This is a genomic window from Streptomyces sp. NPDC031379 (genome assembly GCF_055569615.1).
This window is the reverse complement of sequence record NZ_JBVIIT010000005.1, coordinates 300,624-322,463: the sequence shown is the minus strand read 5'-3', so window position 1 is coordinate 322,463 and position 21,840 is coordinate 300,624. Positions and strand designations below refer to the sequence as shown.

Here is a 21,840-nt window from a genome sequence, read left to right as displayed (position 1 = left end):
GTCCGGAACCGTCCGGTACGTTGGCGCCCATGAGCGACTTCATTCTGGTGGCGGGTGCCTGGCTGGGAGCATGGGCGTGGGACGAGGTGGCGGCCGAGCTGCGTGGCTCCGGGCACCACGTCCACGCCCTGACCCTGTCCGGACTCGCCGAGAAGCGGGACCTGCCCGCCGGGCAGCGGACCCATGTCCAGGACATCGTGGACGAGGTCGAACGGCTGGATCTCACGGACGTCGTCCTGGTCGGGCACAGCTACTCGGGCGTGCCCGTCGGGCAGGCGGCCGAGCGGATCGGCGACCGGTTGCGCCGCGTGGTGTTCGTCGACTCCAACCTGCCGGCGGACGGGGTGTCGTTCCTCGACGACTTCCCCAGCGACCACATCCGTGCCGCCCTCGTGGAGGGAGACGGCGTGTGGCCGCTCCTTCCTCCGGCCGCCTACGCCGGCCAGGACCTGACCGACGCGCAGATCGCCCGTCTCGTCGCCGAGGGCACCCCGCACCCGGCCGCCACACTCACCGAACCGGCGGTGCTGGGCCGCCCGCTCGCCGAGCTGCCGGCGACATACGTCAAGTGCGTGCTGGACGGCCGGCAGCCGCTGCCCGCCGTGACCGAGGCGTTGCGGGGCGGGCGCTGGGAGCTGGTGGAGCTGAACACCGGGCACTGGCCCATGTTCTCCACCCCCCATGCCCTCGCCAAGATCCTGCGCGAGGCGGCCGCTCACGCCTGAGGGGTTCTGCGGACCCCTGCCTACCCGCCAGTATCGTCGGGCTGCGACACGCACTCAGCGCAGAGAGGCGGGACGGCCGGATGGCGAAGCACTGGGCGGACTTCCAGTACGAGATCTATCTGAACGGGATGGCGGGTGCCGTGCCCCGGCTCCCCACCGATCTGACCCGGCTGGAGGAGCTGGCCGAACACCGGCTCGGCCCCGGCCCGGTGGGCTATGTGGCGGGCAGCGCGGGCGACGGCAGCACCGCCCGTGCCAACCGGGCGGCCCTGGCACGGCGCAGAATCGTGCCGCGCATGCTGCGGGACGTGCACGAGCGGGACCTGTCGGCCGAGGTGCTCGGACGCTCCCTGCCGGCGCCGCTGGCCCTGGCACCGGTCGGCGTGCTGTCGATCATGCATCCGGACGCCGAGTGCGCTGCCGCCCGGGCCGCCGCCGCGCAGGGCGTGCCGTACATCCTGTCCTCTGCGTCCAGCACGCCGATGGAGCAGGTGGCTAAGGCCATGGGCGACGCCGAGCGGTGGTTCCAGCTGTACTGGGGCAAGGACCGTGAGGTGACCCGGAGTTTCCTCGGCCGTGCGCGGGCGGCCGGGTTCTCGGTGCTGGTCGTCACGCTGGACACTCCGCTGCTGTCCTGGCGGCCGCGCGATCTGGACCAGGCGTATCTGCCGTTCCTGCGCGGGGTGGGCACCGCCAACTACTTCACCGATCCGGCGTTCCAGGCGGGTCTCGCCAAGCCCGTGCACGAGGACCCGAACGCGGCGGTACTGCACTTCCTCGGTCTCTTCGGGGACCCGAGCCACACCTGGCCGGACCTGGACTTCCTGCGCGAGCACTGGGCCGGTCCGATCGTCCTGAAGGGCGTCCTGCACCCGGACGACGCGCGGCTCGCGGAGGACGCCGGCATGGACGGCGTTGTGGTCTCCAACCACGGTGGCCGGCAGGTGGCCGGCTCGATCGCGGCGGCCGACGCCCTGCCCCGGGTCGCGGACGCGGTCGGCGACCGGCTGACGGTGCTGTTCGACAGCGGGGTGCGCACCGGTGACGACGTGTTCAAGGCCCTGGCCCTCGGCGCGCGGGCGGTGCTGCTGGGCCGGCCGTACGTCTACGGGCTCGGCCTGGACGGGCAGGCGGGCGTGGAGCATGTGGTCCGGTGCGTGCTCGCGGAGTTGGACCTGACCCTCGCGCTCGCGGGACACACCGGCCCCGGCACGGTCTCCGCGGCCGACCTCGTCGAGGACCCCGCCTGAGCCCGCCGTGTCCGGGGCCGAAGTGCCCGGCCCCGGACACGGCGGCGCGTCAGGTGTCCTTCCCGGCCTGTTCCGCGGGCCGCGCGGACGGCCCGTGCGTACCGGCGATCGACAGCGAACCGGGGCCGGCCGTCGGCGAGTCGGTCAGCCAGCGCTGACCGGCGGAGCGGTCCCGGACCTTGGCCACCAGGTCGCCGCCGGCTTCCTGGCCGGCGGTGGCGAGGGCGAGGGTCCGGTCCCAGCGGGGCAGCAACTCGCCCTCGGCGGTGCGCTCGTAACGCACGTCGTCGCCCCGCTTCGCCGCGGCGTCGGCGCAGGCGCCGAGGATCACCACGCCGGCGTCGGCGTGCGAGTCCAGGCACAGACCCGGGTCGGCCGCGCTGCGCAGCAGCCCGTCGGCGTCGAACATCCACTGCTGGGTGGCCGCCGAGGAGCAGGTGGCGAGGACCGCACTGGTACCGGCCCTCGGCCTGCCGTCGATGTCCAGGCACAGGTCGGCGGCGGCGTTGCGCAGCCGGGTGGACCGGCCGGCGGCGGGCAGCCCCGCGGTGCCGGGCGTGGTGCCGGAGACGGGCGGGCCCTGGGTGCCGGCGGCCGCGCCGGTGGAGGCGACCGGGTCGGTGCCGGATCCGCCGTCCGGCCACAGGCTGATCGCCACGACGGTGGCCAGCAGCCCGGCCGCGGCCACGCCGACTCCGACGAGCAGCGCTCTGGAGGACCAGGCGATGCCGGGGTCGCGGCGCGTCGGCAGCGGCAGACGGGCGAGCGGCCCGGACCCTCCGGCGCCGTGCCGCCGGCCGCGGGACGCCGCAACGCGTGCCTGCGGCCCTGATTCCCCGGCCGCGCGCCGACGGAGGCCGGACAGGGCGGCACGGGTGAGCAGGCCGGGCTTCCCGCCGCCGCGCCGGCGTCCGCCGGAGCGCCGGGAGCCGCCGCGGGCGGGGCCCGGCCGGCGGCGGCCGGGGCGCGAGTCGAGGTAGCGGCGGGCGCCCCAGCCGAGGACGGCCTCGGCGAGCAGCACGCCCAGGGCGGCCTCGGCATGGCCGAGTTGCTCGGCCGCGTGCCGGCAGTAGGCGCACGCGGCCAGGTGCTCCTGGACGTCGGGCAGCAGGGTCCCGCCACGGCGGATCGGAACGTCGAGCAGGCGGTTGTAGTAGCGGCAGTCCTTGCCCGGCGCGAGTTCCCGATGGGCGCGCACCAGGCCTTCCCGGAATTTCTCGCGAGCCTGTTCGAGTGCGGCCGTCGCGGCGCCGGTGTCGATGCCGAGGAGTTCGGCCGGGATGTATATCGGTTCCGCCTCGACCTCGGCATGCCACAGCAGCGTCTGCTCCGGTCGGGGAAGTCCGTGGAAGGAGCGGTCGGACAGGACGCGGTTTTCCGCTATCAGCGTCTTCGCGGCGCGTATACCGCGACCTCCGGCGGGTTTTCCGAGTCCGGGCAGCACGGCGGTGATCCGGTCCGTGCCGGACCAGTTGACGACCGTGTCCCGGACGGCCGCGAGCAGGCGGGGCCGGAGCGCCGCGGCGGGCTCGCCGAGAGCGAGCCGGCCGAGGACCTGGTGGAAGGCGGTGGCGGTGACCATATGGGCGAGGGGCCCGGGCCCGGCCAGGCAGATGACCGCGTAGTCCTGCGCGGGCTGCCAGTGCCGGGCCATCAGGAGGGCGGCGGACCTGGAGGCCTCCGCGTCGGAGCCGGCGCGCAGCGGGCCGGCGAGCAACTCGTCGGATTCCCCGGGGTGTCCGCCGGGTGGCGGATAGGGGGGACGAGGTGGGTGGGGGGTGGGCACTGAAAGGATTCCTTTGGTGCGTGATGCGTAGATGCCTATCTCGGGCGCGCGCGGGGAGCGGGAATTCACCGGCGCCTGGCCGGTCCCGTTCCACAACTGCCGGAAGAAGCCCGGACTTTACCCCCCGCACGGGCGTTACAACCCTTGCACAACTTCCACACGAGCAACAAGACACCCGTACAACATCGACAGGTTTGAAAGAAAGTCAGAAATAGGCCCTGCGTGCCCGGTCGGCCGCCGTGGCTTTCGGTTTTTCATGCGCCCCGTGTGAAGCGAGCGCACGCACCGGCGGGTCACGCGCTCTCCCGGGGGGTGCGGCCCGGTGGTGGACTGGGTGCCGGCCCTCTCGGAAGGCCCCGCGCGGGACGGCGGCTCTCCTGCGCGTGACCGGCCGCCGGCCTTGTTCCTCCCGCCCTCGGCCGGCGGCCCCGGCGGCTTCCCCCGCCGGCCGGGGAGCACGTCCGCACGGAACGGGGCCGGCCGGCCGGGCGGGTTCAGATCTGCCAGGAACGGAGCCGGTCGGCCGCGCCGTACACGTCGGTCTTGCCGGAGATCAGGTCGCGGGCGAGGTCGACCAGGGCGCCGTAGGGCGGGTCGATGCCGACGCCGCTGACGAACATGTAGGCCACGGCCGTCGCGCAGGCGAAGCGGGCGTTGGCCGCGGGCAGCGGCTTGAGCACGGCGAGCGTGTGCAGCAGCGCGGCGGCGCGCCAGGCGGGGTCGGAGTCCACGCCGAGCCGGGGCGGGTCCACGCGGTGCCGGGCCACGGCGGCGACCAGTGCGGAGAAGTCGTCCACGGCGGGCTGGTCGGGCAGGACCTCCTCGTGCCGCTGGAGCAGCCACGGGACGTCGATATGGATGACGGAGGGCATCACTCAGGCGGCCTCGCCCGTGGCGGGGGGCTCGTCGTCGGGAAAGGCCTCCGCGAACTCCTCCGCGTGGGCGGCGAAGAAACGCCGGAAGGCCTCCGCGCCCTCCTGCAGGGCCCGGTGCCGGGCGATGTCGGCGGCGGCCGCCTCACGGACGAGGGCCTTCATCGACGTACCGCGCTCCTTGGCGATCTGCCGCAGGTCCTCTAGTTCCCGTTCGCTGAACTCCACGTTGAGAGCTGGCATGCCCCTCACCGTACCGCGCGGGTACTCAAGCGTAAATACCAGCAGGTCAGGCCCTGTCCGCCACGGTACCTCCCGGGTCCGAAAGTCATGTCTGATTTCCGCCGGTCCCACGGTGTTCGGCGGAGCAGACTCGACAGCACCGAGCAACCGCACGGACGTCTCGCAAGGGAGCACCGATGAGCACGCGCACCGTCCACACCGTCCACCCGAGCCCGCTGGGCGACCTGCTGCTGACCGGCTCGGTCTCCCCCGCCGGCCACACCCTCACGGCGCTGTCCCTACCGGGGCGGGGCGGGGCGCCCGCCGTCCGCCCGCAGGACCGCGACGACCGGCCGTTCACCGAGGTCCACCGGCAGCTGGACGCCTACTTCGCGGGCCGCCTGACCCGCTTCGACCTGCCGCTCGCCACGCCGGGCAGTCCGTTCCAGCAGGCGGTCTGGCAGGCCCTGGACGAGATCCCGTACGGCACGACGTCCGGCTACGGCGAGCTGGCGGCCCGGCTCGGCGTGCCCCGGCCCGACAGCCGCGCGGTGGGCCGGGCCCTCGGCGCCAACCCCCTGCTCATCGTCCGTCCCTGCCACCGGGTGATCGGCGCGGACGGCTCGCTGCGCGGGTACGCGGGCGGCGTCGAGCGCAAGAGGTGGCTGCTCACGCACGAGGGTGCGGTACAGCCGGCCCTGATCTGATCCCGCACGAGGAGGAGTGACCATGACCCTCACCCCGGCCGAGGCCCGCCGCCGGGCCGCCCGCACGGACTGGGCCGTCCTGGCGGCCGAGCTGGACGAGCACGGCAGCGCGCCCACCGGCCCGCTGCTCACGTCCGCCGAGTGCGCGGACCTGGCCGCCCTGTACGACAAGCCGGAGCTGTTCCGGACGACGGTCGATCTGGCCCGGCACCGGTTCGGCTCCGGCGAGTACCGCTACTTCACCCACGACCTGCCCGCCCCGGTGGCCGCACTGCGGGCCGCGCTCTACCCCCGTCTGCTGCCGGTCGCCCGGGACTGGGCGGCCCGGCTGGACCGCCCGGCCCCCTGGCCCGACTCCCTCGACGAGTGGCTGGAGCGGTGCCACGCGGCCGGCCAGGACCGGTCGGCGCAGATCCTGCTGAGCTACGGTCCGGGCGACTGGAACGCCCTGCACCGGGACGTGTTCGGCGAGCTGGTGTTTCCGCTCCAGGTGGTCGTCGCCCTGGACGAGTACGGCACCGACTACACCGGCGGCGAGTTCCTGATGGTGGAGCAGCGGCCGCGCGCCCAGTCCCGGGGCACCGCGACCGCCCTGCGGCAGGGGCACGGCCTCGTGTTCACGACCCGGGACCACCCCGTGCGCACCCGTTGCGGCTGGTCGGCCGGGGCGATGCGGCACGGGGTGAGCACCGTACGGTCCGGGCGGCGCCGGACCCTGGGTCTGGTCTTCCACGACGCCGCCTGACCGGCCCGGCGGGCCGGCGGCTATCCCTGGTCGGCGACGAAGGACGCCATCCAGGCGAGGGCCGCGTTCCAGTTGATCGCCGTCTCGTTGGTGGACCAGGACTGGATGTCGTCGATGTAGCAGAACTGGCCCGTGCAGCCCTTCAGTCTGCTCTGTGCGTAGGGGTCCTGGATGCTCGAGTTGGCACCGCCGGCGAGGGTGCCGTCCGGCGGGTCCGGGAGCCCCGGGTCGAGTTCACGGGCGTACCAACGGCTGTGCTGCCGGTGGGAGTTCACCTCGCCGTAGCCGGTGACGTACGAGATGTTGAGGGCGTTGCGGCCGAGGACGTAGTCCATGGCTTCGATCGCGCCGTCGCGGTACGCGGCGGCGCCGGTGAGGTCGTAGGCGGTGGCGATGACGTGCGCGTTGTTCAGGATCTGCGCGTTGGAGCCCCAGTCGTAGAGGGTGCCGTCGGGCTGGTAGGGCATGCCGTACGGCTGGGAGCCGGCCGCGGCGAGATAGGTGTCCGCGGCCTCGAGCACCGAGCGGCGGACCCGGTCCCGGCCGGGCAGCCCGTTGGGTACGGTGGCGAGGTCGAGGCGGCCGGCCGCCGCGGTGCGGGCCCAGTCGAAGCCGAGCGGCCCGAAGATGTCGGCGGTGTGCACGGGCGAGCCGAGGACGTGGTCGGCGAACTGCCGCTCCCCCGTGGTGAGATACAGCTCGGCCGCCGCCCAGTAGAACTCGTCGGTGGCGTCCGTGTCGGGGTAGGCGCCGCCGCCCGTGCCGTCGTTCGGGTCGGGGTACAGCCCGGGGTGCGCCAGCGCGGCCCGCCAGGCCTTGCGCGCGGCCGTCAGGGCCCTGGCCGCGAACGCCCGGTCGTAGGGCCGGTACACGCGGGCGGCCTGGGCGGCGGTCGCCGCGAGGTTCAAGGTGGCCTGGGTGGTCGGGGCGTGCAGTTCGCGCTTCTGCGGGTCGTCGCCGGGCAGCAGCGGCAGCCCGGTCCACTGGGCGTCGTGCACCTTGCTGTGGGCCATGCCGGCCAGCGGCCGCCCGTCCGGCACCTGCATCTTCAGCAGGAACTCCAGCTCCCAGCGGGCCTCGTCCAGGACGTCGGGCACCTTGTTGCCGCTCTCGGGCAGGTCCAGGCTGTGGTCGCCGAGCCGCCGGGGCTCGCCGGTGCGGGCGTACCGGGAACGTTCGTAGGTGCTCAGCAGCTCCCAGGTGGCTATGCCGCCGTTGACGACGTACTTGCCGTGGTCGCCGGCGTCGTACCAGCCGCCCGTCACGTCCAGGGTGTAGTCGCACTCGCCCGGCCGGCAGGGAACGTCCGCGTCGCCCTGGTTGGGGGCCGCGTTCAGGTGCCCGGCGGGTCTGCCGTAGCCGGGGCGCAGGTCGTCGCGGATCGCTGTCCCGCTGCGCTGGGTGTAGTAGTACTTCAGCGAGTCCAGGCGGAGTCGCTCATAGCTTTCCGTCCCGATGTCGAACGGGCGGCTGGTCTCCCCGTCGGCGACCAGCGTGAAGCCCTCGCCCCGGCCCCGGTAGGCGCCGAAGTCGATCGTGTGGACGTTCTGCCCGGAGGAGGCGTCGGTGCCGCGCGGCACGGTCCGGCCGCCGGCGACGGTCACGCCGGCGGCGTTCTTCAGCCGCCAGGGCAGCCGGCCGGTGGCGTCGGTGACGAGGGTGGCGTTCTTGGGGCCGGCGGGCAGATAGGCGACCTGGTTGACGCGCACCCGGGGCCCGGTGTCCGGCTCGTACACCTCCGGCGGCACCCCGCCGAGCAGGGACACGTCGTCCAGGCAGAACCGCCAGGGCTCCGCCGCGCCGCCGGCCTGGAAGGCGACCTGTGCCTGGGTGGTGTCGACCGGCGAGGTGAAGGTGTAGGAGTAGGCGTCACCGGAGACGGTCAGGTGCGGGCTGACCTCGTACCAGGTGTCGTAGGGGGTCACCTGGAGGCCCACGACCGCGCGCACCACCTGGCCCTCGGGCGCGCCGGACGCCTTGAACGAGAAGCGGTACGACTCCCCCTTCACCAGCGTGATGTCGTTCTGCCCCACGGCCGCGTCCCAGCGGTTGGTGGTGCCGCCCGGCACGTCCGCGCACAGCCGGCCGCCGGACAGATCCGCGGTGACGTCGGTCGTGGTCCACCACGGTTCGGTGGTGGTGTCGAAGGTGCCGTTCCGGACCTGTTCGACCTCGTCGGCCCCGGCCGAACCGGCCGGCAGCGCGGTGAGGGCCGCCGCCAGCAGGGCGGTGATCGGCAGCAGGGCGGTTCTGCGTCGTTGCACGTCTGGGCTCCTCTGTGGGGAGGTGCGGGTCGCTTCCTTCGTGGGAGCGCTCCCAGATGCGGACCGCCCCATGCTTGTACCTGAGGTGACACCCCGTCAACGGTGCGGACGGCCGGGCTGTCCGACGCGGTGGCCCGCTGCGTCCCCGCACCGGCGACCGGGACCTACGCCCGCCCGCCCCGGACGGCGACCTCGGCCCTCGCGGGCGGGCGTCGGGGGTCAGGTGTTCGGGCGCCTCATCAGGACCCAGAAGTGCTCACAACTGATCGCGAACAAACAGACTCTGACGGTCTGCCACACACGATCGTCAAGGGTCCGGAACCCCGTGGCCGCCCCGGCCGGCGCATCGGCCGGATTTCCCCCTTGACCCTGTTCGACCCACCGGCCGAGTGGCCGGGGGCCGCGGTTCGCGGGAGGGCGGGAAGCACTACGCTGGAACAGAAGTGGTGCCACCTGTTCACTGTGAGTGTGCGCTTGGGAGCGGCGACGATGAGCCGGGTCTATCCGTTCGACGAGGCGGCGACGGCCCGGGCTGTCATCGATGACGACGGAACACTGGTGGAGTGGAACGAGGGCGCGCGGCGCCTGCTCGGCCACCCCGCCGACGCCGTCGTGGGCCGTCCCGCCACCGAGTTGCTGGCCGGGGGCCGTGCCCACGCCGCGCCCACGGGTGTCCGCTGGGAAGGCACGGTCGGACTGCGCCACCAGGACGGCCGTACCGTCTCGGTGTGGCTGCTCGCCCACCGCCTGCCGCCGCACGACGAGCACCGGGGCGACTGGCTCGTGGTCACCCCGCTGACGGGCGCCGAGCGGCCCGCGGCGGACGATCCGCTCGCCGACGCGAGCCTGATGCAGTCGCCGTGCGCGGTCGCCGTGTACGACGACGAGCTGCGGCTGCGCCGCATGAACGACGCGATGGCCGGTGTCATCGGTCTGCCGGAGGAGCGGGTGCGGGGACTGCGGCCCTCGGAGATCGGCGGCCGGCCGCAGGGCGAGGAGCTGGAGCAGGCCATGCTCCGGGTGCTGACCTCGGGCCAGCCCCTGGACGTGCAGACCTTCGTGCGCACCGGCGGCGAGGACCGGGCGCACGCCTGGCTGGCCCGGATGGCGCCGGTCAGGGACCCGCGGGGCGGGGTGCGGGGCGTCTGCCTGGCCGCACACGACGTCACCGACAACCACCGGGCCCGCCAGCGGCTGCAGCTGGTGAACGAGGCGAGCGTCCGCATCGGCACCACGCTCGACGTCACGCGTACGGCGCAGGAGCTGGCGGACATGTGTGTGCCCGCGCTGGCCGACTTCGTCACCATCGATCTGCTGGACCCCGAGGACTACGGCGGGGAACCCCCGGCCCGCATCACGGCGCCGGTCATCCTGCGCCGGGCCGCCCACTGGTCGGTCCTCGGCGGCGTGCCGGAGGCGTTGATGGAGCCCGGGCAGACCGAGCAGTACCCGGTCGGCTCCCCGCAGGCCGACTCGCTCACCGCGGGCCACACGATCATCACGTCGATGGCGGCCGGCGACATGGCACGGTGGCTGACCTGGAACACCGCGCGCAGCGAGCGGGTACGCACCTTCGGCATCCACTCCTCGATGTCCGTGCCCATCCAGGCCCGCGGGCTCACCCTGGGCGTGGCGGTCTTCACCCGGCACCGGCGCCCGGACGGGTTCACCGCGGACGACAGACTGCTGGCCGAGGAGATCACCACGCGCGCCGCCGTCTGCATCGACAACGCCCGCCGCTACTCGCGCGAGCGCGAGACCGCCCTCGCCCTCCAGCGCAGCCTGCTGCCGCGCAGCCTCCCGCACACGGCCGCGCTCAAGGCGTCCTCCCGGTATCTGCCGGCCGCGCGGGCCGGGGTGGGCGGGGACTGGTTCGACGTGATCCCGCTGTCCGGGATGCGGGTCGCGATGGTCGTCGGGGACGTCGTCGGGCACGGCATCCAGGCCTCGGCCACCATGGGGCGGCTGCGCACCGCCGTACGCACCCTCGCCGACATCGACCTGGCCCCCGACGAGCTGCTCACCCACCTGGACGACCTGGTGCTGCGGCTGTCGGACGAGTCCGGCGGCGACGGCAGCCCCGGCGAGGTCGGCGCGACCTGTCTGTACGCCGTCTACGACCCGGTGTCGCGGCGCTGCACGCTGGCCCGCGCCGGGCATCCGCCGCCGGTGCTGATGCGGCCGGGCGGACGGCCGCACCTGCTGGACCTGCCCGCCGGTCCCCCGCTGGGCCTCGGCGGGCTGCCGTTCGAGTCCGCCGAGGTGGACCTGCCCGAAGGCACCGTCGTCGCCCTGTACACGGACGGCCTGGTGGTGTCCCGGGACCGGGACGGGGACGCCGGCCGTGAGCTGCTGTACCAGACGCTCGAGGCGTACGCGGGCTCCCTGGACGACACCTGCGACCGCGTCCTGCACGCCCTGCTGCCCCAGGGCGGCGCCGCCGACGACGTGGCACTGCTGCTCGCCCGCACACAGGGTCTGCCCCCCTCGCAGGTGGCGACCTGGGACATCCCGGCCGATCCGGCGCTGGTCGCGCCGATCCGCAAGCAGGTCGTGGAGCAGTTGGACACCTGGGGGCTGAGCGAGGCCGCGTTCACGGCGGAGCTGGTGGTCAGCGAGCTGGTCACCAACGCCATCCGGTACGGCGCCCGCCCGATCCGGCTGCGGCTGATCCATGACGCGACCACGCTGATCTGCGAGGTCTCCGACACCAACCACACCGCCCCGCACCTGCGCCGGGCCAAGACCTTCGACGAGGGCGGCCGGGGTCTGCTGCTGGTCGCCCAGCTCACCCAGCGGTGGGGCAGCCGGCACACCCCGGAGGGCAAGACGATCTGGGCGGAGCTGCCCCTGTACGAGGAGGACCTGTAGGCCCTCCCGGGCGGCCCCCCAGGGGCTCCGGACGAAGCTCTCAGGTGGCCGTCAGCCAGGGCCGTACCTGCTTGCGGGCCTCGTGCAGGCGGGACTTGAGGGTGCCGAGCGGGATACCGACGCGCTCGGCGACCTCGGCGTACTCCAGCTGGCAGATGTCGCGGTAGACCAGCGGCGCGACCAGGTGGGGATGCTCCCGCTCCAGCCGGTCCAGCGCCTCCAGGAGGTCCACCCGGGAGCCGGCGATGACGCTGGTGGTACGCGGGTCGACGGCGTGGGAGGGCTCGATGGCGGCGGGTTGTTCGGCGGCTCGTCGTTTCAGCTCCCGGTACTTCCGCCGACAGCAGTTGGCGACCACCGTGTACAGCCAGGTGCCGAAGCGGCTGCGGCCCTCGAAGGCGGAGATGTGCCGGGCCACCTGGAGCAGCACGTCCTGGGCGGCCTCCTCGGCGTCCTCCCGGCAGGGCAGGAAGCGCGCGCAGCGGCGCACGACCTCGGGCCGGATCTCGGTCAGCAGCCGGTCCAGGGCCGCGCTGTCGCCGGCCGCGGCGCGCCGGGCGAGGTCCTCCATCGGCGCCTGGTCCTGCACGGAAGCCTCCCCGTCGAAGTCGATCTCAGGGCAGGCATGATAGTCGTATGCACCCCCTGGAGCGGATCGGCCGCTACCGTCTCGAACGGCCGCTGGGCAGCGGCGCCTTCGCCACGGTGTGGCTCGCCCACGACCCCGAGCTTCAGGCCCCCGTCGCGGTGAAGGTCCTCGCCGAGAACTGGACGCACCGGCTCGACGTCAGGGAGCGCTTCCTGTCCGAGGCGCGGCTGCTGCGCCGGGCCGGTTCGGGCCGGGTGGTGCAGGTCTACGACATCGGTGAACTCCCCGACGGCAGGCCGTACTTCGTGATGGAGTACGCCGACGGCGGCACCCTTGCCGACCTGCTGGCCGCCGGGCCACTGCCGGTGCGGGACGCGCTGGCGCTGACGGCCGAGGCCGCGCGCGGCGCCGCCGCGCTGCACGAGGCGGGCATCGTGCACCGCGACATCAAGCCGACCAACGTGCTGCTGCACACCGCCCCGGACGGCACCCGGCGGGTGCTGCTGGCCGACCTGGGTCTGGCGAAGAGCCTCGCCCAGGCCTCCGTGCTGACCCTGGCGGCGGGTTCGGCGGGCTATCAGCCACCGGAGCAGGCCGAGCCCGGGGAGGGCATCGACGAGCGGGCCGACGTCTACAGCCTGGGCGCGGTCGGGTACGAGCTGGTCACCGGGAGCGTGCCGGGTGCGCCGGGCAGGGTCGTACCGCCCGGGCGGCTGCGGCCGGACCTGGGCGAGGACGTGGAGCGGGCGCTGCTGCGCGCGCTGGAACCGGACCGGGAGCGGCGCTGGCCCGGCGCGCAGGCGTTCGCGCACGAGCTGGACCGGCTGGCGGCCGGGCCGCGGGCGGCGCGGTCCGCGCGGCGGCTGGACGGGGTGCGCGGCCGGCTCAACACGGTGACACTGGCGCTCGCCGCGCTCCTCGCGGCCACGGCCGCCGCGGTGACGGTGACGGTCGTGACGCAGCGCGACAGCGGCGCGCCGGACGGGACGCGGGTCACCGACGCCACCGGCCGGGTGGTCCTCCAGGTGCCCGCCGGCTGGGGCCGCGAGGTGCGCGGCTCCGGCTGGGACCCGCGTGCGCTCGGCCTGAAGGCGGGGCACGAGCCGGGCCTGGTGGTGGCCGACGACCTGGCGCGCTGGCCCGATCTGGCGGCCGGCGTGGACGGCGTGTTCGTCGGCGTCAGTGAGCACGGCGACGTCACCGCGCGGGTCAAGGCCCTCGCGCACTCCGGCTGCCGCTACTCCGGCAGCCGGACCTTCACCGGTGCCGGCTGGCACGGGCTGGTCCGGGCCTGGAGCGGCTGCCCGGACGGCGGCTCGGTCACGGAGACCGCGCTGACCCCGGCGGGCGGCGCCGCGCGGCCGCAGGTGTACGTGCAGGTGCGCCAGCGGGGCGCCGGTGACGCCACCGACGGCATACTCCGTTCGCTGCGGGTGTCCTGAACGGCGCGCACCGCGGGTCAAGGCGGGGAAAAAGACCCTGAGTGTCCCGAACTTTTCCGGCGTTCGGCGCATCGGAGTGTCATGACGGCGCACCCGGCGCCGTAGGCACGCGGTGCGTCGCGTGCCCCTGAATTCCAGGAGTGTTGAGCGACATGGTGTACACCCCCCGGTCCGCGCGCCACGGAGCCCTGCTCGTGGGCACGGTCGCCGTGCTGGGCCTCCTGACCGCCTGCGGCGACGGCCAGGACGTCCACAGCAGCCCGCCGATGACGGCGTCCGGTACCGCCGCGCCCGCGACGGGCACCTCGAAGAGCCCGGCGTCCGCCACGTCCGCCGAGGCCTCCGCCGGCACCGGAGCCGCTTCGTCCGCCGCCCCGCGGACGACGGCTTCCTCGGACGGCGGGAGGACCTCCGCCGCGACCCGCGCCGCGAGTTCCCGGTGCCACACCTCCGAGCTGCGCGCCTCCGTGGGCCGCAACGATCCGGGCGCCGGCCAGGAGAACTTCCCCGTCGTCGTCACCAACGGCTCCGCCCGGACCTGCACCCTGCGCGGCTATCCGGGCGCGGCCTTCGTGAACGGCTCCGGCACCCAGCTGGGCCCCGACCCCAGGCGTGAGGCGGGCTCGCCGGTGACGGTCACCCTCAAGCCCGGACAGAGCGCCTGGGCCGGGCTGACCTTCTCCAACCCGGAGATCAGCGGCGCCAGGACGGCCACACCGGCCGCGCTGCTGGTCACCCCGCCGGACGAGCGGGACCACCTCAAGGTGGTCTGGTCGGGCGGACCGGTCCCGGTGTCCGGGAACTCCTCGTCCGTCTTCCTGACGGTGCTCAGGCCCGGCACCGGGCCCTGACCCACCCCGCACCTCCCCCGCGAACCCCGCTGCCCCCCTCGCCCGGGCAGCGGGGTTCGTCATGACCGCGCCACAACTGTCACAGGACGGCAACAGGCGCCGCAGGCCGCGATCTTTCCACCGACCCCCGTCATCGAACCCCTCGACCGCACGGCGAAAAGGCCCCGCACCGGGGCCGTGACGAGGAAATCGGGGAGACGATGAGCGGGATCTCACGCAGGCGGATGCTGACGGCGGGCGCGGCGGCGGGCGCCCTGGGCGCGCTGTCCGCCTGCTCCTCCGGCACCGGCCTGAAGGTCGACGGACCGGATCCGGCGGACGGCCGGGGCACCGCGCGGGCCCGGCCGGTGAAGCCGATCGGCGACGGCTCCACCGCCGACACCGGCGCCCAGCCGCACCAGCCGAAGCCGGCCAGGCTGCGGCCGGGGCAGAAGCCCCCGCAGTTCGTGGTGTTCTCGTGGGACGGCGCGGGCGAGGTGAGCAACAAGCTCTTCTCCCGCTTCCGCAAGGTGGCCGCCGACCACGGCGCCGGCATGACCTTCTTCCTCAGCGGCATCTACACGCTGCCCGAGTCCAAGAAGCACCTGTACCACCCGCCGCAGCACCCGGTCGGCGCGTCCGCGATCGGCTACCTCGCCGACCGGCACATCCACGCCACGCTCCAGCAGGTGCGCGCGGCCTGGCTGGAGGGCCATGAGATCGGCACCCACTTCAACGGGCATTTCTGCGGCGCGACCGGTGTGCGCAACTGGTCCCCGGCCGAGTGGCGCAGCGAGATCGAGCAGGCGGTCGGCTTCGTCACCCGGTGGAAGACCAACACCGGCTTCACCGACCTCGAACCCCTGCCCTTCGACTACCGCAAGGAGCTGGTCGGCGGCCGCACCCCCTGTCTGGAAGGCCAGGCGAACCTGCTGCCCACCGCCGCGGCGCTCGGCTGGAAGTACGACGCCAGCTCCCCCGGCGGCCTGCAGATCTGGCCGGGCAAGGTGCAGGGCGGCCGGATCTGGGACTTCCCGCTGCAGTCCATACCGTTCTCCGGCCACTCCTTCCAAGTGCTGTCGATGGACTACAACATGATGTTCAACCAGTCGGGCGGGAACCCGGTCGGCGACCGTGCGCGGTACGACACCTGGCGCGCTCAGGCCCGTGACACCTATCTGGCCGGCTTCCGGCGCGCCTACGAGAGCAACCGCGCCCCGTTCTTCGTCGGCAACCACTTCGAGCGCTGGAACGGCGGCATCTACATGGACGCCGTCGAGGAGGCGATCGGGAAGATGGCCGCGTACGACGACGTGCGGTTCGTGTCCTTCAAGCAGCTCGTGGCCTGGCTGGAGGCGCAGGACCCGGCGGTGCTGCGCAAGCTGCGCACGCTCACGCCCGGACAGTCCCCGGTGGGCGGCTGGGCCGAGTTCCTGGGCGCGGCGGGGACCCGGACGTCGTAACGGGTTCGGCGTCGTCTGTTTTCATGGGCGGGCACCATCGTGATCTCCCGGAGGGACCCGCCCTGAACACCCCGCTCGCCGAGGCCCTGTCCGCCGTGCTGCTCGTCGCCGTGCTCGCCTGGGCCGTCGTACGGCCCTTCGGGTGGCCGGAGGCGGTCATGGCCGTCCCCGCCGCCGGGATCGCGATCGCGTCCGGCGCGATCCCGCTCGACCACGCCCGCGCCGAGGCGGAACGGCTCGGGCCGGTCGTCGGGTTCCTGGCGGCCGTGCTGGTGATCGCCCACTTCTGTGACGTCGAGGGGTTGTTCCAGGCCTGTGGGGCGTGGATGGCCCGCTGGGCGGCGGGGCGGCCGGTGCGGTTGCTGACGGCGGTGTTCGCGCTGGCGTCGGCCATCACCGCCGTGCTCAGCCTGGACGCCACCGTCGTGCTGCTCACCCCGGTGGTGTTCGCCACGGCCGCGCGGACGGGCGTACGGCCCAAGCCGCACGTGTACGCGTGCACCCATCTGTCCAACACGGCGTCGCTGCTGCTGCCGGTGTCCAATCTGACGAACCTGCTCGCGTTCGCGGCGAGCGGGCTGAGCTTCACCCGGTTCGCGGCGCTGATGGCGCTGCCGTGGCTGGTGGCGATCGGCGCCGAGTACGTCGTGTTCCGGCGGTTCTTCGCCCGTGACCTCGCGGCGGCGGCGCCGGCGGGCAGCTACTCGGGCGAGACTGTGCGACCGCCCCTGTTCGCGCTGGTGACCGTCGGCTGCACGCTGGCCGGGTTCGTGGTGGCGTCGGCGTTCGGCGTGGAGCCCGCCTGGGTGGCCGGGGCGGGCGCACTGGTGCTGGCCGGGCGGGCGCTGCTGCGGCGCAAGGCGACCTTGCCGACCGTCGTACGGGCGGCGGCCCCGGCCTTTCTCGCGTTCGTACTGTCGCTCGGCATCGTGGTCCGGGCGGTCGTCGACAACGGGCTCGACGACGTGCTCTCCGACGTCCTGCCGGGCGGGACCGGGCTGCCCGCGCTGCTCGGGACCGCCGCGCTGGCCGCCGTCCTCGCGAACCTCATCAACAACCTGCCCGCGGTGCTGGTGCTGCTGCCGCTGGCCGCGCCGGCCGGGCCGGGCGCGGTCCTCGCGGTGCTGCTCGGCGTGAACATCGGCCCGAACCTGACCTATGCCGGGTCGCTGGCGACACTGCTGTGGCGGCGGATCGTGCACCAGCACGAGCACGAGGTGGATCTCCGGGAGTTCACCCGGCTGGGTCTGGTCGCCGTGCCGTCCTCCCTCGCGGTCGCGGTGGTGGCACTGTGGGGGTCGCTACAGGTTCTCTGAGGGCTCTGCGAGGGCCCTTGCACCGACCGCGAGGGAGGCCGTCCGGATGCGTGTGATCGCCTGGCTCGTCGAGGGCACCTGGCCCGCGTGCGTGGACGCCGTGCGCAGGCATGCGCCGGACGGCTCCGAGGTGGTGCTGCTGCATGTGAGCGGGCCCGATGTGCCGGGCGTGGCGCACGGCGCGTTCGCCGGGCTGCTCGGTCGCGGGCATCCGGCGGGGCACCGCCCGGCCGAAGGCTGGGGGAGGGACCCGGGTGACCTTCTGGAGGCGTTCGGCGGGAGTTCGGCGGCCGAACTGCTCGAGGCGGCGGCGCAGCGGCTGGGCCGGCCCTGTGCGCGCGAGGAGCGGTCGGGCCGGGTGGAGCGGGAGGTGGTGGCCGCCGCCGAGGGGGCCGATCTGCTGGTGCTGGCCCGGGACGGGGACCGGTCTCGGCTCGGGCCGCGCAGCCTCGGCCCGGCCGTCCGGTTCGCCGTCGACCACGCGCCCTGCCCGGTGCTGCTGGTGTGGCCGGAACCGGCCCCGGGCCTGGGGACGATCCCGCCCGCGCCGCCGCACCGTCCCTGAGTCAGCGGTGGTGGCGCCCGTCGCCTCCGTAGCCCCCGCCGCAGTAGTAGGGGTACGCCGAGCAGAAGTCGATCGTGCGCGACGGTGTGGGTGCCGGGCTCGGCCCGGTCGGCGTGGGGGTGGGCGTGGGGGTCGTTCTGGAGGCCTTGGGCGTGGACGTCGTCCGGGGAGCCGTGGACGGTGCGGGGGCCGTCGGGGAAAGCGCGCTGTCGCTGCCCCAGTTGACGTTCTGCATCTCCAGGTCGGGTTTGGCGGTGTCGACGGACCAGCGCTGGGCGGCGCCGGTGGCACGGGTCTTGAGGACCAGCGCGCCGGAGCCGTCGGTGGCGGCCGGGGTGAGGGCCAGCTCCTGGTTCCATCGGGGTACGAGGGCACCCTGGAGAGTGAAGTCGTAGCGGATGTTCCTGGCGGCCGTGCCGGTGGCCGCACAGGGGGCGAGGCGCACCGAGTAGCCGAGGCGGGAGTCCAGGCACAGGTCGGGGGACGCGTTGTTGCGCAGGAGCCCGTCGGTCTCGTAGGTCCACTGCTGGCTCGGTGTCGTGGAGCATCCGGTGAGTTCGGTCTCGGCGCCCGCGACGGCCTTCTCGCCGACGAGACCGACGCACAGGCCGGAGGCGAGGTTGTGCAGCCGGCCGTGCAGGGCGCCCTGGCCGGCACCGGCCCAGGACGCGCCCGGGGAGGCGGAGTCCTTGCCCGGTGCCCGGGAGGCGGTGCCGCCAGGGTCGGGGGCCGGGGTCCCGTCGGAGCCGAGCACCGACCACAGCACCAGGGGCAGCACGACCAGGCCGCTGACGGTGACGACGGCCAGCGCGAGATTGCGGCGCCGGGCGCGCCGGGCGGCGCGCTGCGCGGAACGGCGGGAGACGGCGGGCTCGGCGCGGTCCGCGGAACGGTCGGGGACGGCGGCCCGGTGGGCGCGGGCCGGGTCGGCGGGGTCGGCGGAGCCGCCGGGGAGCCCCGCTCCGGTGGGGGCGAAGGGCTCGGCCGTGGGAGTGAAGGGCTCGCCCACCGTGGGGGCGAAGGCCTCGCCGGCCAGGGGTGCGAAGGGCTCGCCGGCCGGGGGTGCGAAGGCGGCGGGGGCCGGGGGCGGTTCGGCCGGCGTCCCGGCGCGGTTCGCCCGGGACTCCGCGTAGGCACGGGCTCCCCAGCCGAGCACCGCCTCGGCGAGCGCGAGCCCGAGGCCCGTGTTGAACCGGGCGAGTTGGTCGGCGGTCCGGCTGCAGTGCGTGCAGCGGGCCAGGTGCTGGTCCAGGTCCGGGTCGATGGCGACGCCGCCGCGGCGGAAGGTCACGTCGAGCATGCGCAGGTAGCGGCGGCACTCGGCCTCGGGGGCGAGTTCGCGGTGCGCCTGGAGGCATTCCTCGCGCAGCCGTTCGCGGGCCCGGCGGAGTTCGACGCGCACGTCCTCCTCGTCGAGGCCGAGGAGCGCGGCGGGCACCGTCGGGGGTTCGGCCTCGACCTCCGTGTGCCACAGGACCGCGCGGGAGGTCTGGGGCACCCGCTGGAACGCGCGGGACAGCAGCCGCCGGCCGGGAGGCGGCAGCAGTCGGGCGGCGGCGCGCTCGCCGGTGCCGCCGCCCGACCGCAGCGCCGGGTGGAGGAGTTCGTGGCGGCCGTCGGTGTCCCACTCGGCCGCGATCCGGCGGACGGTGACGAGGACCTGGGGGCGCCAGGCGGCGCCCGGGCCGTGTTGCCGGAGCGATTCGCCGAAGAGCCGGGTGAAGGCGGCCGTGGTGAGCATGCCGGCGGCACGCGGTCCGTCGGTGCACAGCCGGGCGTAGGCGAAGGCCGCCTCCCAGTGCCGGTCGAGGAGTTCACCGACGGGATGGAGCGCGGGCGTCGTACCGGTCCACTTGTTCAGTTCGGCACTCAGCTGCTCGTCCGACGGGCCTGCCTCATTCACGGCTGCATTCCTCCAGATGCGATACGGAATTAGTCCATACCAATGGGTGGGGGGAGGTCGTGGGCAGCTCGAACGTCCACCTGAGGCGGCTCTTTTGAAGCGTGGGGGGTGTACGGGGAGCAGCCTGGCGCGTATCGCGGGAATTGTTTTGCGACCGTGCGCCGACAGCGCACACTTTTACACAGACCAACACGCGGTAACAAGAGATCTCTCAATTATCGGCGACGCGGGAAGAAGCGGTTTCCCTATTGACGTGAAGTCAAAGGAATCCCTTTCTTCCAATTACGGCCGTTCGCCCGCCCGGTAGGCACCGGGCGGCGCCCCGTAGCGCGCCCGGAAGACCCGGCTGAAGTGGAATGGGCTCGGGAATCCGGAGGCCGCCGCCACCCGTTCCACCGTCAGATCGGAGGCCTCCAGCAGCCGGGGCGGCGAGCGAGCGGACGGTGTGCGGGGCTCCGGGGTCGGCGGCGATCAACTCCTCGGCGCGGCGCACCCGGGCGTCGACGCCCGGTCCGACGGGGGCCGTCCGCACGGCGGAGGCGGCGAGCATCCGGCCGAACGCCGCCTCGATCCGGTGGCACAGGGCACCGGGGAGAGCGGGAGCCGCGTACAGGTGCGCTGCACGCCGCGGGGCCCGTGCCGGGACACTTCGCGCCCGACCCGGCCGATCCCGATCCGCTGCGCCGGTATCCGCGGGTGACGCAGCCGCACGAATTCAGTGCCGTGCCACGCGAGTTCCTGCTGGACGCCCGGCTGCGGACCGTGCTGGAGGCACTGTTCGGGGAGAGGTGCTGGCCGCCCAGAGCATGTTCTACTTCAAGCCGCCGGGGGCGCGCGGGCAGGCACTGCACCAGGACAGCTTCTCTCTGCGGGCGGAGCGGGGCACCTGTGTGGTCGCGTGGGTGGCCTGCGAGCCGATCGACCGGGACAACGGCGGGCTCGACCCGAGGTGGCCGACGCCGAGCTGTCGTTCGCCCGCGAGTACGTGCCCCCGCCGCCCGGACTCGTCCCGGTGCCCGTGGATCTGGCGCCGGGCGACGCGCTGTTCTTCAACGGCAGTCTGGTGCACGGGTCGGCACCCAACCGCACCGCCGACCGGTTCCGGCGCTCGTTCATCGGGCACTATGTGGGACGTTGGGCCACACGCAACGGGTCGTACTACCGGACCCTGACGATGTCGGGTGAGCGGGTGGCGCTGCCGGAGAGCGAGGGCGCCGGTCCGTGCGGCACGGAGTTCGCACCGCACGGACCCCACCGACCGGTCAGTGGCCGCTGACGGCGCGCGGGGTGTAGGGCCGCTCCAGCTCCTCGATCTCCTTGTCGCTCAAGCGAAGTTCGACGGCGGCCACCGCGTCCTCGATGTGTCCCGGCCTGGCGGCACCGACGATGGGTGCCGCCACCGTGTCCTGGTGCAGCAGCCAGGCGAGGGCCACCTGGGCCCGGGGCACACCGCGGTCGTTCGCGATCCGGGTGACGGCCTCGACGATCGCGCGGTCGCTCTCCAGATACAGGCGGCTGCCGAAGTCGTCGGTGGAGCTGCGCTCGGTGACCGTGCCCCAGTCGCGGGTCAGCCGGCCCCGGGCGAGCGGGCTCCACGGCAGCACGCCGACACCCTGGTCCGCGCAGAGCGGCAGCATCTCCCGCTCCTCCTCGCGGTAGAGCAGGTTGTAGTGGTTCTGCATGGACACGAACTTCGTCCAGCCGTGCCGCTCGGCGGTGTACTGCGCCTTGGAGAACTCCCACGCGTACATCGAACTCGCCCCGATGTAGCGGACCTTGCCCGCCTTGACCAGGTCGTGCAGCGCCTCCATCGTCTCCTCGACGGGAGTCGCGTGGTCGTAGCGGTGGATCTGGTAGAGGTCGACGTAGTCCGTGCCGAGCCGGCGCAGGCTGTGGTCGATCTCGCTCATGACGGCCTTCCGCGACAGGCCGCCGCCGTTGGGGCCCGGCCGCATCCGGCCGTTCACCTTGGTGGCGAGGACGATCTCGTCGCGGTCGGCGAAGTCGCGCAGTGCCTTGCCGACGATCTCCTCGCTGGTGCCGTCGGAGTAGACGTTGGCGGTGTCGAAGAAGTTGACGCCCGCCTCCAGCGCCTGCCGGATCAGCGGGCGGGAGGCGTCCTCGTCGAGGGTCCATTCGTGCGTGCCGCGGTCCGGTAGCCCGTAGGTCATGCAGCCCAGACAGATCCGCGAGACGTCCAGGCCCGTCGAACCGAGCTTCACGTACTGCATCGTTGCTGCTCCTGCCTTCGGGAGGATGGTCACCGCCGAGCCTACGACCTGGTCCGGCG

General features: G+C 73.8%; 17 protein-coding genes and 2 pseudogenes. 11 read left to right on the top strand and 8 right to left on the bottom strand.

Annotation, left to right across the window (positions count from 1 at the left end; genetic code table 11):
* The first annotated feature begins 29 nt into the window (after positions 1–29).
* Entirely contained in the window at positions 30–725 is a 696-nt protein-coding gene (locus ACZ5CW_RS10010) for an alpha/beta fold hydrolase (RefSeq protein WP_468599804.1), read from the top strand.
* 80 nt (positions 726–805) lie between these two features.
* Complete coding sequence (locus ACZ5CW_RS10005; protein WP_468599803.1) at positions 806–1,975, top strand: lactate 2-monooxygenase; 1,170 nt, start codon at positions 806–808, stop codon at positions 1,973–1,975.
* Positions 1,976–2,024: 49 nt separating this feature from the next.
* On the opposite strand, the gene ACZ5CW_RS10000 is transcribed toward ACZ5CW_RS10005, so the two are convergent.
* From ACZ5CW_RS10000 to ACZ5CW_RS09990, 3 genes are all read right to left on the bottom strand, one after another.
* Positions 2,025–3,761: an RICIN domain-containing protein gene (locus ACZ5CW_RS10000; RefSeq protein WP_468599802.1), complete on the bottom strand. Its 1,737-nt coding sequence runs from the start codon at positions 3,759–3,761 to the stop codon at positions 2,025–2,027.
* Between the two features lie 494 nt (positions 3,762–4,255).
* A complete protein-coding gene (locus tag ACZ5CW_RS09995) occupies positions 4,256–4,633 on the bottom strand; it encodes a hypothetical protein (RefSeq protein ID WP_030739759.1) in 378 nt (125 codons plus the stop codon).
* A gap of 3 nt (positions 4,634–4,636) precedes the next feature.
* Positions 4,637–4,876, bottom strand: a complete 240-nt coding sequence (locus ACZ5CW_RS09990; RefSeq protein ID WP_468599801.1) for a hypothetical protein — start codon at positions 4,874–4,876, stop codon at positions 4,637–4,639.
* Between the two features lie 176 nt (positions 4,877–5,052).
* On the opposite strand from ACZ5CW_RS09990, the gene ACZ5CW_RS09985 reads away from it, so the two are divergent.
* Both ACZ5CW_RS09985 and ACZ5CW_RS09980 read left to right on the top strand, forming a co-directional pair.
* Entirely contained in the window at positions 5,053–5,562 is a 510-nt protein-coding gene (locus ACZ5CW_RS09985; protein ID WP_468599800.1) for a methylated-DNA--[protein]-cysteine S-methyltransferase, read from the top strand.
* Between the two features lie 22 nt (positions 5,563–5,584).
* On the top strand, positions 5,585–6,307 hold the full coding sequence (locus ACZ5CW_RS09980; RefSeq protein WP_468599799.1) for a 2OG-Fe(II) oxygenase: 723 nt from the start codon (positions 5,585–5,587) through the stop codon (positions 6,305–6,307).
* A gap of 20 nt (positions 6,308–6,327) precedes the next feature.
* Here the strand turns inward: ACZ5CW_RS09980 and ACZ5CW_RS09975 are convergent, their stop codons facing one another.
* A complete protein-coding gene (locus ACZ5CW_RS09975) occupies positions 6,328–8,571 on the bottom strand; it encodes a glycoside hydrolase family 9 protein (protein WP_468599798.1) in 2,244 nt (747 codons plus the stop codon).
* 489 nt (positions 8,572–9,060) lie between these two features.
* On the opposite strand from ACZ5CW_RS09975, the gene ACZ5CW_RS09970 reads away from it, so the two are divergent.
* Entirely contained in the window at positions 9,061–11,442 is a 2,382-nt protein-coding gene (locus ACZ5CW_RS09970) for a SpoIIE family protein phosphatase (RefSeq protein ID WP_468599797.1), read from the top strand.
* A 40-nt stretch (positions 11,443–11,482) separates the two neighbouring features.
* On the opposite strand, the gene ACZ5CW_RS09965 is transcribed toward ACZ5CW_RS09970, so the two are convergent.
* A complete protein-coding gene (locus ACZ5CW_RS09965; protein ID WP_468599796.1) occupies positions 11,483–12,031 on the bottom strand; it encodes an RNA polymerase sigma factor in 549 nt (182 codons plus the stop codon).
* Positions 12,032–12,078: 47 nt separating this feature from the next.
* Here ACZ5CW_RS09965 and ACZ5CW_RS09960 point away from each other — a divergent pair, with 47 nt between their 5' ends.
* From ACZ5CW_RS09960 to ACZ5CW_RS09940, 5 genes are all read left to right on the top strand, one after another.
* Positions 12,079–13,473 carry a serine/threonine-protein kinase gene (locus ACZ5CW_RS09960; RefSeq protein WP_468599795.1) on the top strand — a complete coding sequence of 465 codons (1,395 nt, stop codon included), beginning with the start codon at positions 12,079–12,081 and terminating at the stop codon, positions 13,471–13,473.
* Between the two features lie 152 nt (positions 13,474–13,625).
* Positions 13,626–14,324 (top strand): DUF4232 domain-containing protein, encoded by a 699-nt coding sequence (locus tag ACZ5CW_RS09955; RefSeq protein WP_468599794.1) that lies wholly within the window; start codon positions 13,626–13,628, stop codon positions 14,322–14,324.
* A 200-nt stretch (positions 14,325–14,524) separates the two neighbouring features.
* The gene (locus ACZ5CW_RS09950) at positions 14,525–15,766 is read left to right on the top strand and encodes a polysaccharide deacetylase family protein (protein ID WP_468599793.1); all 1,242 of its coding nucleotides are present in this window, start codon (positions 14,525–14,527) and stop codon (positions 15,764–15,766) included.
* Positions 15,767–15,789: 23 nt separating this feature from the next.
* Positions 15,790–17,082 (top strand): arsenic transporter, encoded by a 1,293-nt coding sequence (locus tag ACZ5CW_RS09945; RefSeq protein ID WP_468599792.1) that lies wholly within the window; start codon positions 15,790–15,792, stop codon positions 17,080–17,082.
* A gap of 46 nt (positions 17,083–17,128) precedes the next feature.
* Positions 17,129–17,647 carry a universal stress protein gene (locus ACZ5CW_RS09940; RefSeq protein WP_468599791.1) on the top strand — a complete coding sequence of 173 codons (519 nt, stop codon included), beginning with the start codon at positions 17,129–17,131 and terminating at the stop codon, positions 17,645–17,647.
* Position 17,648: 1 nt separating this feature from the next.
* On the opposite strand, the gene ACZ5CW_RS09935 is transcribed toward ACZ5CW_RS09940, so the two are convergent.
* Positions 17,649–19,550, bottom strand: coding sequence for an RICIN domain-containing protein (locus ACZ5CW_RS09935; protein ID WP_468599790.1), 1,902 nt, complete (start codon positions 19,548–19,550; stop codon positions 17,649–17,651).
* Between the two features lie 282 nt (positions 19,551–19,832).
* Positions 19,833–20,163, bottom strand: a pseudogene (locus tag ACZ5CW_RS09930) (helix-turn-helix domain-containing protein); the annotation flags it as partial.
* A 2-nt stretch (positions 20,164–20,165) separates the two neighbouring features.
* Between ACZ5CW_RS09930 and ACZ5CW_RS09925 the strand changes: the two are divergent.
* Positions 20,166–20,826: pseudogene (locus ACZ5CW_RS09925) on the top strand (phytanoyl-CoA dioxygenase family protein); the annotation flags it as partial.
* Here ACZ5CW_RS09925 and ACZ5CW_RS09920 read toward each other — a convergent pair.
* Entirely contained in the window at positions 20,813–21,781 is a 969-nt protein-coding gene (locus ACZ5CW_RS09920) for an aldo/keto reductase (RefSeq protein WP_468599789.1), read from the bottom strand. The pseudogene ACZ5CW_RS09925 and the gene ACZ5CW_RS09920 overlap by 14 nt on opposite strands.
* Between the last annotated feature and the right edge of the window lie 59 nt (positions 21,782–21,840).